This window comes from Enhygromyxa salina (genome assembly GCF_002994615.1).
GTDB lineage: Bacteria > Myxococcota_A > Polyangia > Nannocystales > Nannocystaceae > Plesiocystis > Plesiocystis salina_A.
Genome location: NZ_PVNK01000037.1, coordinates 1 through 11,877, shown reverse-complemented (window position 1 = coordinate 11,877; position 11,877 = coordinate 1). Strand labels below are relative to the sequence as shown.

Here is an 11,877-nt window from a genome sequence, read left to right as displayed (position 1 = left end):
GCTAGGCGGACTCGCCCTCGGCGTCGCCTGAGTCGCCCTCGGCGTCGCCCGAGTCGCCCTCGTCCGAGCTGCCCTCACCGCCCTCGTCCGAGCTGCCCTCGTCCGAGCTGCTCTCGCCTTCGGCCTCGTCCGAGCTCTCGCCCTCGTCCGAGCTGCTCTCAGCCTCGTCGGCCGCCGCGGCAGCCTCGTCTTCGTCGCTGCCGGCCTCGCCGAGCATCATCTCGGCGGTGCTCATGATCACCACGGGCGAAGGCACGCCGCTGCCGCTGATCCCGGGCTGGAGGTGCTCCGAGCCGACCTTGACCTGGTCTTCGAGGCGCTCGAGCTCGACGAAGGCGCCGTAGCAGCCGCGCTCGGGCTCACCGTCGCCGACGACCTCGATCACCCGCCCGACCTCGAACGCCCGCTGCCGGTCCCCGTCGGAGATCCGCAGCAAGCTGCGGACCGGCGGCGGCTGGTCGAGGGACAAAAATACGCTGTCGTCGGCCTCGCGCAGCTGCGCGGACTCGGACAGGGTGGCTTGGCGAAGGTCGACGCGAACGGCGGTCTCGGACATGGCGCTCCTCGGACCTCGAACCTACTAGAAAAACGGGTCGAGCGGGAGCTCACTTGCGAGCCCGAACAGATCCGCGCACATCTCGTCGAGGCGCCGCGGCCAGGGTCAGTCACCCGCTGTCCCCCCCAGAGCCGCGAGCGCGAGCTGGACCTGGCGCTGCTGCTCGGCGGCGGGGTCGTGGACACCGAGACCAAGATCGATCGCCCGGCGCAGCAAGGTCGAGGCCTCGAGCAGACCGTGAAAGGTGCTCGTCCGCCGATCCTCGAGGCTGCGGAGGCGGTCGAGACCGTCGAGCAGGCGCTGGCGCTCGAGGCTCTGGGGGCCAGGGTCACCCGCGCGGGCGTCGACGGCCGCGAGCGCGCGGACCATGGTCGCCTCGTCGAGCTCGCCGAGCTCGCGGTCACAGCGAGCGAGCTCGCGGACCCGGGCCTCGAGCTCGCTAATCAGCGGCTCGACCGGGGCGGTGAGCAGCTCGAGCTCGCGGCCCTCGTGGAGACCCGTGAGCTCGGCGCGGCGATCGACGAGGCGCTGGACCAGGAGCGCGAGCTCGCCGAGCTGCGCGCGGACGTCGGCCGGCGTCGGACCGGCCGAGGTCCCGTCGAGCAGCGCCGCGAGCCGGGCGACGAGGGGATCCGAAGCCGGCAGCGCCGCGGGCTGGGGGCGGAGGTGATAGAGCGCTCGAACCCGCCGCGCGGCCAGGGCCGAGCTCGCCCGCGAGCCGATCAGCGCGGTCGCGACGATACCCGCCACGACGCCCGCAAAGATCACCCCCCCAGCCACCCCCAGGCTCCCGAGCGCGACGCCCGAGCCGATCGTCAGCAGCGCGGCCCCGAACACGGCCGCGGTCCAGCGCTCGGTGTGGATCGGACGGACCGGGCGCACGTCGAGGCCGAGGGCGACCAGGCGCGCGCACAGCTCCTTGGCCGTGTCCTCGTCGAGGTTGTTGAACAGCCGGGCCGGGAGCCGCTTGCGCGAGATCAGCTCCTGGTCCGAGTAGAGGGTCACGTCGCCGATCACGAACTCGTCGACCCGCCCGGTCCCCTCGGCCACGGACCCGATGAACTCGCGCAGCTTGGTCAACGACTCCGCGTCCTCGCTGAGCGTGCGCAGCTCGACGCCCCAGGTCCGCGGACCGCTGTCGTGGACGAAGCGGACGCCGAGGCGACCGCAGGCGAGGCACAGACGCTGGCCGAGGCGCAGGGCCGCCCCGCAGCGCTGGCACACGGTCTGGCCGCCGCGGACCAGGCCATCGCCCGCGCCCCCACGCAAGACCCAGGCGACCTCCGCGGCGCTCTCGGGCCGATCCTCGGGCCGCTCGGCCAGGCAGCGCTGCAAGAGCAGGTCGAGGATCGGCGGCGCGTCGCGGCGCAGCGTCGTGATCGCGGGCAGCGCCACGCGCTCACGCAGCAGCGCGGGGCCCTCGCCAAAGGGCAGGCTCCCGGTCGCCGCGTGCCACAAGATCACCCCGAGCGAGTACAGGTCCGCGCGCTGATCGACGACCGTCCGCATCAGCTGCTCGGGCGCGGCGTAGGCCGAGCCGCTGACCAGGAGACTCGACGCCGTGTGACTCGACAGCAGGTCGACGCGCGCGAGGCCGACGTCGGTCAGGATCAGCCGTCCGTCGACCGTCCAGACCAGGTCCCGCGGGTGCAGGTTGCGGACCACCGCGCCGCCCAGATGCACGGCATGGAGCGCGTCGGCCAGCGCGGCCCCGCGGTGCGCGAGCTCGTCGATCGGGACCGGCGCGCGCTCGAGCCAGGTCGACAGCCGCTCGCCCTCGGGCTCGACGCGCAGCCGCCAGGGGGGCGCGGCCGCGGGATCTCGCGGATCGGGGCGCGGGCCCGTGGCCAGGACCGCCGCGACGCTGGGCGCCGCGCACTCCACCAGCCGCTCGACGTCGCGCACCCAACGACGGCGGACCGACTCGTCGCGCGCGAGCGCCGGGGACAGGCGACCGAGCACGGCGAGCTGGCCATCGGCGAGGCGCAGCAGCCAACGCTCCTCCGAGCCGACGTCCCAGGGGCCATCGAGCACCTCCCAGCCCTGAAGCGGCCGGCCATCCGGATCCGTCAGCGCAAACGACGGCGCCTGCACGGGCCTACGGTAGCAGCCTGCCTGCCCGCCTTCTAGCAGCCCGGGGTGCAATGCATCGTGTCGCCTCGCGCCGGAATCTTCGCCGAGGGCGCGAAGCCAAAACGCCGCTGTACCGGGCGTACTGCAAGTTTTGGCGACAAAGCCCTCGGCGAAGAGGCCAAGCGAGGCGGCGCGAGGCATTGCACCCCGGGCTGCTAGGCCGACGCTGCCGAACCGAGCGCAGCAACTCGCTGCGCTCGGCCGCCCTGCTCCCAGCCCTGCTCCCAGCCCCTCTCGCGGCCCCTCGACCCGACATGATGCTGGCCTTGCGGCCCCATTTTGGCTTAGCGTAGACCCGTGCAGGTTACCGGCCACGTCATCCGCTCGCGCTACATGTACGTGCGCAAGCGAGGCGACGACGCCTACCAACGGGTGCTCGCCGAACTCGGCCCCGAGGCCCGCGCGCTGATGGAGTCGGGCCCGCTCGAGACGAACTGGTATCCCTACGAGGTCTACGTCGAGCTCAGCACGACGATCGACCGCGTGCTCGGCAACGGCGACCTCCAGCTCGTGTTCGAGATGGGCTCGTTCTCGTGCGAGCACAACCTCACGGGCATCTACCGGGTATTTTTCCGCTTCGGCAACCTCAATTTCCTCATCAACCGCGCCGCAAAGGCGTGGCACTCACAGTACGACTTCGGCGTGATGACCGTCGCCCGCGATCCCGACAACAAGTCGCGGGTCACGCTGGAGCTGTCCGAGGTCCCCCGACCGAGTCGTGTGCTCTTTCTCGCGGTCAAGGGCTGGGTCGTCAAAGCCGCCGAGCTCAGCGGCTCGGAGCTGGTCAGGGCCGAAGACGAATTCAGCGAAGATCCCGGCGCGCCGATGCGTTGGGTGTTCGAGTATTTGTGAGCGAAGATGTGTCTCGCCGACGTGCGCCGACCTTCCCCAAACCGTGAGCGCTTGCTCGAGTTCGCCCGCCAGCTCGCGCGCGAGCTCCACGCCATCGAGCCCCCCGAGGCGGAGCTGAGCGAGCGCATCGACTACGTGGTCTGGGGTCGCAAGCAGGCCTGGACCTGCCTCGAAGATGGGATCATCACCGAGAGCGAGCTCCGCCAGCTGCTGATCGACCACCTCGACTACGAGTGCGCCCACATCTCCGGGCGCGCGTGGCCCGAGTTCGACGAGGCCGCGCGACGCCGCTTCGTCGACGAGCTCGAGCAGCTGCTCTTCGGCCGCCCGGCGCAGGAGTAAGGCTGGGTTGCTCACGGGACCGTAGCCGGACCGTCGCCGGTTTCGCCCCCTTTCCGGCCCCGGACGGGCCGTTGGTTGCGCTGCGGCGGGGCCCAGCTGAAGCCAGGTATAAGTCAGCGTGCTCTCGCTTCGCCAAACGACCCTCCTGTGTGTGCTCGCGGCGCCGCTGTCTGCGTGCACGGTCGACCCCAAGCCGAGCAAGGCCTCCCCGGACGCCCACCGCGAGGATCAGACCATGAACAAGCACCGCCCCGACGCCGACACGAGCCCCGATGCGAAGGACAGCGGCCCCTCCCTCGACGCTGGCCCCGATCCGCACTCCTACAGCCGCCCGGACCAGGTCCGCGTGACCCACGTGGGGCTCAACTGGGTCGTCGACTTCGACGCCGAGACCCTGACCGGGGACGCGGTCATGCTGCTCGAGCGCACCGACCCGAGCGCGCCGCTGATCCTCGACAGCCGCGACCTCGACATCAAGGCCGCCTACGCGACGACCCTCGACGGCGCCCCTGGCCCCCACGGAGCCCCCGAGCTGGGCCTCGACGCCGTGCGCAACGCCGAGAGCTGGGCCCCGACCAAATGGAGCGTCGGCGAGCTCGACCCGAGCTTCGGCGCGCCGATCATCGTCGAGCTCCCGCCCGAGGCCAACGCCGTCCGGCTCAGCTACGCCACGCGCCCGGGCGCGACCGGCCTCCAGTGGCTCGAGCCCCAGCAGACCGCCGGCAAGCAGCTGCCCTTCTTGTACAGCCAGTCCCAGGCGATCCACGGACGCTCGTGGATCCCCTCGCAGGACAGCCCCGGCGTCCGCGCGACCTGGGACGCCGTGGTCATCGTGCCCAAGCGCTTCACCGCGGTCATGGCCGCCGAGCAGCTCGGCGAGCTCGACGCCACCGCGGCGCCCGAAGCCGGAGCCGAAGCCGGAGCCGCCGCCCCCGCCCCCGACGAGCCCGAGACCCGAGCGTTTCGCTTCGTGATGCCCCAGCGGGTCCCGGCCTACCTCCTGGCCCTCGCCGTCGGCGACCTCGAGCGCGTCGAGGTCGGCGCGCGCACGGCCGTGTGGGCCGACCCGAGCGTCGCCGCCGCGGCCGCCGACGAGTTCGCCGACATGGAGGACATGCTCGGTGAGGCCGAGCAGCTCTACGGCGCCTACGCCTGGGGCCGCTACGACGTGCTCGTGCTCCCGCCCGCGTTTCCCTTTGGCGGGATGGAGAACCCGCGCCTGACCTTCCTGACCCCGACCCTGCTGGCCGGCGACCGCTCGCTGGTCTCGGTCATCGCTCACGAGCTCGCCCACTCGTGGTCGGGCAACCTCGTGACCAACAAGACCTGGGGCGATCTGTGGCTCAACGAGGGCTTCACGGTCTACTTCGAGCGCCGCATCATCGAGCAGATCTACGGCCCCGAGCGCGCCGCGATCGAGGCCGTGATCGGCAAGCGCGAGCTCGTCGAGGAATTGACCGATCCGGCCCTGCTCGGCGACAAGCCCCATTTTCAGCGCCTGGCCATGGATCTGCGCGGCGTCGACCCCGACGAGAGCTTCTCGGGCGTGCCCTACGAGAAGGGCGCGCTGCTGCTCGTCGCGCTCGAGCACGCCTACGGCCGCGAGGTCTTCGACGCGTTCTTGCGCAAGTGGTTTGCGACCCACGCGTTCGGCAGCGTCGCGACCGCGGACTTCATCAACTTCGTCGGCGTCGAGCTCGTCGGCAAGCAGGCGCCGCTCGAAGGCCACACCACCCCGGACCTCGCCGCGTGGGTCGACGGCGCCGGCCTGCCCGACGACGCGCCCGAGCCCGAGGCCGCGCCCCTCGACCAGGTCGAGGCCGAGGCCCGGGCCTTCGGCAGCGGAGAGCTCGAGGCCAAGGCCGTGCGGACCAAGGGCTGGTCGCCGTGGCACTGGCTTCACTTCCTGCGCTCGCTGCCCGAGACGACCGACGCCGAGCGCATGGGCGAGCTCGACAAGGCCTTCGCGCTGACCAAGTCGACCAACGCCGAGATCCTCGGCGAGTGGCTCGAGATGGCCGCCCGCCACCGCTACGAGCCCGCCTACGAGCGCATGGAGCAGTTCTTGATCGAGGTCGGGCGGCGCAAGTTCCTCACGCCGATCTACCGCGCGCTGGCCGAGACCCCCGAGGGCCGCGAGCAGGCCAAGGCGATCTACGCGAAGGCTCGGCCGGGCTACCACGCGATCAGCCGCAACACCCTCGACAGCCTCCTGCGCGCGCCCTGAGCCCGAGCCGGGCGATCACAGCTCGAGCGCGCGCAGGACCTCGGTGATCGGGCACGCGAAGGTCTCGACGCCGTTGCCCGCGTAGATCAAGCCGACGACCTCGCCGTCGCTGCGCACGACGACCGCGCCCGAGTCCCCGCCCTCGGAGAAGGCCCGCCCGCCGAGGCCCTCGATCGTGAACGAGCCCTCGAACCAGCAGGCGCCGAGCGAGTAGCCGATCGGCCCGAGCCGATCTCCGACGCTGACGATCCGTCCGCGGCGCAGCCCGGTCGTGCGCCCGACCTTGAACACCTCCTCGCCGATCACCGGGTTGGCCAGCCGACGCAGCTGCGGGAGCTGGTAGTGCGGCAGGTAGCCCGGCTGCCAGCCGACCCCGGCCGCGAGCCGGGCCACGGCCGCGTCGACCCGGTTCCAGACCACGTTGGCCCGAGCCGGCGTCGCGCCGAGCGGGCTCGGCCGCAGCTCGACGAAGCGCTCGAGGTGGGCGATGACGCCGTCCGTGGCCAGCGACGCGCCGCCAGGCTGGGCGACACGATCACCGATCTGGCCGCGGTTTTGCCCGGCGAGCACATGGTTGTTGGACACGATCAACGTCTCGTCGCCGCGCCCGATCAACATGCCCAGCGACCCAACCTCCATGCGCCCGGCCCCGAGCACCCCCCGCCGCAGGTCGCAGTCCCAGTTTTGGACCTGAAGGCCCGCGCACAGCGGCCGCTGCTGGCCCTGCTCGGCCCGCGTGACCAGGCTGCTGCTCGGGCTGAGGCTCGAGACCGGCAGCTCGAGCAAGGGACGGATCGGGCCCGCGATGTCGTGGAGTTCGACCGCCACACCGCGGACGCCCGCCGCCAGCCGCTGGCCGTCGAGCTGCCACAGCGAGCGCAGCCCCGGCGGGCGATGACGCAAGACACGAAAGCCGTGGCCGCCCGGCAGTCGACCAATGCCGACGGACACAATCTGTGGGTCCATCGCGAACAACTCGGCGGTCGCGAGCTCGAGCTCACGCGCACATACATCAAAGGGCCTCGCGACTGCCGGGGGCTGTCCATGGACCCGTGCGTATGACGGGCTCATATAATTCAGCGTAGTTTGCAACCAGCCCCCAGGCCACGTGTACGCCCCGACGGCGACGGCGCCACTTCGATCTGGAATCGAGATGGTTCGCTATGCGTTCGAGTTGTCTTTCGTCAGCGTCGACTACGACTACCTACATTCAGACAAAGCGGACGAAGCTATCAGCCGCGCAGCCGGGTGACGCTGCGGACCCGACGATGTCAACCAGGTCGCGGTGCCACGAAGCCCGGGCGCACGAGGACCCGAACCATGTGCCCGCCGACCTCGAGCTCGCGTCGGCGAACGACGCCCGCATCGGCCACACGCAGCAGCAGACACGGCTCTCCGGTGAATTCGTCGATCGTGATACCCAGCGACATGGGGCCCGCGTACTCGCCGAGGAGCTGCGTGTATGTCTCGGGTTGGTCGAGCAACGACTCCAACTCGGCATGGGGCAGCTCGTGATGTGCAGCCATCGTTGGCGGACCATAGCACCTTTGAACTGTCCGATCGACCAATTTGCGCACGCTCCGCTGACGCCGAGAGCGCCGAGGGTCGAGGTCACAGCTGCCGTGATCGCATGCACTATTCAAAGGTCCTCCGGAGGCTCCAAACCAGACTGCGGCGATCGCTCCACTTTTTTTGACCGACCGCCGCCGAGCCCGCCGCCTGATTTTGCGCCCACTCGATCACTCTCGAGACTGTTGTTCTCCGCGGTGGGCTCTGGAGCCGAGCTCAGGTCGGCGTAGCCGCCCGCTCGACGATCGCTCGGGCGCGGGCCTCGATCGCGCTCCAATTGCCGGCGTCGACGTCGGCTCCGAACAGGCTAGCGACGAAACCTCCGGCCCACGCCCCGGCCGCGAACCACTGATCCAGGTTGTCGACGTCGATCCCGTTGGTCGGCACGACCTTCAAGAAGGGCAGCGGCCCGAGCACCGAGCGCAACCACGCGGGTCCACCAGCCGGGGCCGGGAACAGCTTGCACAGCTGCGCCCCGGCTCGGTGGGCACGAAACATCTCGGTTGGCGTGTGGGTGCCGGGCATCGCCGCGACGCCGAGGGCCGCGGCCGCGGCGATCACCGCCTCGTCGACGACCGGCGAGACCAAAAAGCTCGCGCCGGCCTCGACCGCGCGCCGGGCCTGCTCGACCTCGAGCACGGTCCCGGCGCCGACGAGCACGCCCTCGCGGGCCGAGAACTCGGCGATCAGCTCGTAGGCGCCGGGGATCGTGAGCGTGAACTCGACGATCTTCATGCCCCCGCGCAGGGCCGCGGACATGGCCTCGGCGGCCTTGCGCTGGCTGTCGGTGCGGAGGATCGCGGACACGCGCGCGCGCCCAAACTGTTCGACAAACTCGGCTGGGGTCACGCGGAGAGTATGCATCGGGAGCGAGGATGGTGGCGTGTCCTGTTCACGGGTCGGCCGAGCCTGGCCATCGGCGTCCAGCGCACCTCGCCAAGCTCCCGCGCGGACATGGTCCGCTCGTGCTTGAAGTCGCTGCGGGTCTCGGGTGTGGTCACCCGGCTGAAGTGGTCTTCGGGCGCGGTCTGTGGTTCGAACTGGACATCGCACAGCCAGCGGCCAACATTGCGGTTGTTGTACATGCGGGGCGATGCCATGGCATCGCCCGTCGGTTCGCGGGTCAGACGATGTCAGTCACGCCTCCAATTCCTTGAAATCTTCTCTCAGCTCCCGAAGCAACGAGTCATCTGGCGGCACCCCCTCGTGCAGCCACCTGACCCAAGAGTGACGGGATCAGGGAGTTGCTGCTCAAGCCACTCGAGCCCCTCAGCGAAGACCTCATCGTAGCGCGGCGGCGTATAGGGCTTGGACTTTTTGGCCTGTTTAGACCATGTGCGAGCCTTTTCTCGCATCTTCAGGAGTTTCTCTTGACGCCTGCGCTGCCTCTTGACTGACAGTTTGGCCGCGGCTGGTGCAGGTTCCTTTGGCTTTGGTGGTTTGGCCTGAAAAACGAGTTGTTCATTCGGTGCAGCCATTCGCATTGGCTTCGTCAAATAGACCGCTTCGAGCAATGAAGGCGTATGTGCCCCATATTTACGAACTGCCCTATCCTCAAAATTCAGTATATCAAGACCTGCAGCGGCAGCTGCCCCCAAGGGCCAAAATTGTAGAACTGCCAATTCGCCCCGGTGAACGTCTCACCATGCTGCTCTGCGTGCGCCAGGTCCGCAAGGTAGATGTACTTGAGGACGTGGATCGGCCCCAGACAGTCGTTGGGATACTCCTGGAGCTCGGCAGCGCTGACCGCGCACGTCACGAGGAGATCGACTTTTTTGGCGTCAGTCACGGCAGTCTGACCCTGCTGAACTTGGATTGACACGCCGCGGACCCACTGTCCATACACCCAGTAGGCTGGTCGGTAGCTGGGGTCTGGGTTCTCGGGCGTTGTACAACGTTTCGCTGGCCATCCTGTGCGTGATCGTTCGAGGATCATGCAGTTCTGCCGCCAGTTTGACGGCTCGCTGACTCCACAAGCGGTCCTGGGTCTGTAGGTGTAGTGGTCGCGCGGCTCGAAGTGATCCAGGTCAGGCCGCCTCGCAAGATGTGGGCGCTCGTCGTCATCTCGTCCTGCGAGTCAAAACCGAGACCCGGAAGGCCCGGTCAGCGGCTGGCCCGCCAGCGGGCCAGTGGCCCGCTGACGGGCCACCTCCGCCGACGCGCCCCCGCCCAAGTCAGCGAGATCACAACGCTGTGCGATGGCACGCGCTTCGAATGTCCCGGGACCATGCACCTCGAACTCGTCTCGCCTCCGCCCAACGGCGCGGCCAAGCCCGAACCACGCCCCACGAGCGAGCGTCCCCGCGAGCGCATGCTCCTGTTCGGACCCGCGGCGCTCGCCGACGTCGAGATCATCGCGCTGCTGCTCGGCGGCGGGCGCTCCTTGCAGCGCGCGCAGTCGGTGCTCGAGGCCGTCGGGGGCCTCGCCGGGCTGTCGCGCGCGTGCGCCCACGAGCTGCGCGAGATCGCCGGGATCGGTGACGCGACGGCGACCGCGCTCGCGGCCGCCGTCGAGCTCAAGCGCCGCATCGACCGCATCGAGCTGCCCTGGGATCGCCAGCTCCAGAGCCCGCGCGACGCCGAGGCGTTCTTGCGCTCGCTCCTGCATGGCGCCGCGCAAGAGCACTTCGTCGTCATCGGGCTCGACGCCCGCCAGCGCGTCCGCATGGTTCGGACCGTCGGCGTCGGGACCCTCAGCCGGGTCGAGGTCCACCCGCGCGAGGTCTTCCGCCCCCTGCTTCGGGCCGGCATGCACAGCTGCCTGATCGCCCACAACCACCCCAGCGGCGACGCGACACCGAGCGAGGCCGACGTGGTCCTGACCGAGCGCATGGTCCGGGTCGGCCTGTTCGTCGGGATCCCGGTCATCGATCACATCGTCATCAGCGACAGTGGCTTCGTCTCGCTGGCCGAGCTCGGGCTCCTGCCCGATGAGCTCGAGGCCCTCCAAGACGACGACATGTGAGCGAGCAGCGTGGTAGCCGACCACGTTGCGAAGCGCGACGCTTGCTGAGATGCGACAGCGCGCGATCGCCCGCGAGCCTCATAAGAAGCTGTTTTCATTGACAATTTCATGGCAAGGTGCCCTGGCTCGGTTCTCGTAAGGCACCCACACATGGCTCGCAAGACATCGCCCCTCACCGTCCTCCGCGCTGGCCTCGGCGCCGGCTTGCTGCTCACCGCGATCGCGCCCACCAGCGGCTGCCTGTTCGGCGGCTACGACGGCGTGTTCCTCGAGGCCGAAGACGTCAGCCTCGAGATCCCCTCGGATGGCTTCCGCGCCGACGGTGCCAAGGGCGACGCCTGGTGGCTGATCAACCAGACAGCGAGCGACGTCAACGGCTGGGTCACGACCGCGGTCGAGACGACCGGCTACGTCGTCGAGTTCCTCAACAACCACCGCGAGAGCGACCTTGACGGGACCTGGCGCATCTACGGCCCCTTCGACGACCACGACGGCCGCGACGTCGCGTGGCTCGTGCGCATCAACGGCACCGACCTCGACACCAGCTTCGAATTTCTGCTCGCGCCGCGCGGGACCACCGACACAGACGAGTTCGTGCTCATGACCGAGGGCAACCTGAGCGTCGAGGACGACATCCGCTCGGGCACCATGCACATCGACTTCGACACGATCGAGATGTACCCCGACCTCGACAGGACCTTGCTGTGGAGCTACGGGGGCGACATCAACATCGACTTCGAGCGCGACGTCGCAAGCGGCGAGAAGACCATCAACATCGACTTCGACGAGTTCGTCGCCGAGCGCACGGGCTACCTCGACGACGACCACTTCGAGAGCGACGAGACCTACGAGTATCACAGGGCCGGCGACGGCGCGGGCAGCTTCCACCTCGCGCTGATGGGCGAGTGGGACACCTGGCCCTACGGCTGGAGCGGCCCGGAGCAAGAGCGCATGGAGCTCGACATGGTCTGGACCCCGACCAACGAGGGCCGCGCCTACGGCACGATCACCGAGGTCGAGGGCGTCGGCGACATGTTGCACGGAGATCTGAGCCTCGACGAGTGCTTCGACAGCGCGGGCGACTTGACCTACCGGGCGCTGTCCGAGCTCTACGCCAACGAGGTCCCCGGCTACAACTTCGGCGAGCCCGACACCTGCGTCGTCGAGCTTCCTTGACCCCCGCAGGCGGCCGGGCGCTCCTTGCTCGTCCCGGGGGCTAGCAGCCCGGGCTGC

At 69.5% G+C, this 11,877-nt stretch carries 12 protein-coding genes; 5 read left to right on the top strand and 7 right to left on the bottom strand.

Annotated features, from left to right (window positions below; genetic code table 11):
• Position 1: 1 nt before the first annotated feature.
• Positions 2–556: a hypothetical protein gene (locus ENSA5_RS03630; RefSeq protein WP_106390153.1), complete on the bottom strand. Its 555-nt coding sequence runs from the start codon at positions 554–556 to the stop codon at positions 2–4.
• Positions 557–661: 105 nt separating this feature from the next.
• Entirely contained in the window at positions 662–2,650 is a 1,989-nt protein-coding gene (locus ENSA5_RS03625) for a serine/threonine-protein kinase (RefSeq protein ID WP_181197336.1), read from the bottom strand.
• Positions 2,651–2,986: 336 nt separating this feature from the next.
• Here ENSA5_RS03625 and ENSA5_RS03620 point away from each other — a divergent pair, with 336 nt between their 5' ends.
• The 3 genes from ENSA5_RS03620 to ENSA5_RS03610 all read left to right on the top strand — a co-directional run bounded on the left by ENSA5_RS03620 (position 2,987) and on the right by ENSA5_RS03610 (position 6,110).
• On the top strand, positions 2,987–3,541 hold the full coding sequence (locus tag ENSA5_RS03620; protein WP_106390151.1) for a hypothetical protein: 555 nt from the start codon (positions 2,987–2,989) through the stop codon (positions 3,539–3,541).
• A 21-nt stretch (positions 3,542–3,562) separates the two neighbouring features.
• On the top strand, positions 3,563–3,883 hold the full coding sequence (locus ENSA5_RS03615; RefSeq protein WP_146155290.1) for a hypothetical protein: 321 nt from the start codon (positions 3,563–3,565) through the stop codon (positions 3,881–3,883).
• Between the two features lie 118 nt (positions 3,884–4,001).
• Entirely contained in the window at positions 4,002–6,110 is a 2,109-nt protein-coding gene (locus tag ENSA5_RS03610; RefSeq protein WP_219906724.1) for a M1 family metallopeptidase, read from the top strand.
• Positions 6,111–6,125: 15 nt separating this feature from the next.
• On the opposite strand, the gene ENSA5_RS03605 is transcribed toward ENSA5_RS03610, so the two are convergent.
• From ENSA5_RS03605 to ENSA5_RS03590, 5 genes are all read right to left on the bottom strand, one after another.
• On the bottom strand, positions 6,126–7,076 hold the full coding sequence (locus ENSA5_RS03605; RefSeq protein ID WP_106390149.1) for a trypsin-like peptidase domain-containing protein: 951 nt from the start codon (positions 7,074–7,076) through the stop codon (positions 6,126–6,128).
• Positions 7,077–7,381: 305 nt separating this feature from the next.
• On the bottom strand, positions 7,382–7,636 hold the full coding sequence (locus tag ENSA5_RS03600) for a hypothetical protein (protein ID WP_146155288.1): 255 nt from the start codon (positions 7,634–7,636) through the stop codon (positions 7,382–7,384).
• A gap of 259 nt (positions 7,637–7,895) precedes the next feature.
• A complete protein-coding gene (locus ENSA5_RS03595) occupies positions 7,896–8,528 on the bottom strand; it encodes a bifunctional 4-hydroxy-2-oxoglutarate aldolase/2-dehydro-3-deoxy-phosphogluconate aldolase (RefSeq protein WP_181197335.1) in 633 nt (210 codons plus the stop codon).
• A complete protein-coding gene (locus ENSA5_RS36960; protein ID WP_181197334.1) occupies positions 8,525–8,764 on the bottom strand; it encodes a hypothetical protein in 240 nt (79 codons plus the stop codon). Before ENSA5_RS36960 ends, ENSA5_RS03595 begins: the two co-directional genes overlap by 4 nt.
• A 476-nt stretch (positions 8,765–9,240) precedes the next feature.
• On the bottom strand, positions 9,241–9,468 hold the full coding sequence (locus ENSA5_RS03590; RefSeq protein ID WP_146155287.1) for a Panacea domain-containing protein: 228 nt from the start codon (positions 9,466–9,468) through the stop codon (positions 9,241–9,243).
• Between the two features lie 438 nt (positions 9,469–9,906).
• Here ENSA5_RS03590 and radC point away from each other — a divergent pair, with 438 nt between their 5' ends.
• A complete protein-coding gene (gene radC, locus ENSA5_RS03585; RefSeq protein WP_181197333.1) occupies positions 9,907–10,644 on the top strand; it encodes a RadC family protein in 738 nt (245 codons plus the stop codon).
• Positions 10,645–10,794: 150 nt separating this feature from the next.
• Positions 10,795–11,820 (top strand): hypothetical protein, encoded by a 1,026-nt coding sequence (locus ENSA5_RS03580; RefSeq protein WP_106390144.1) that lies wholly within the window; start codon positions 10,795–10,797, stop codon positions 11,818–11,820.
• Positions 11,821–11,877: the final 57 nt, after the last annotated feature.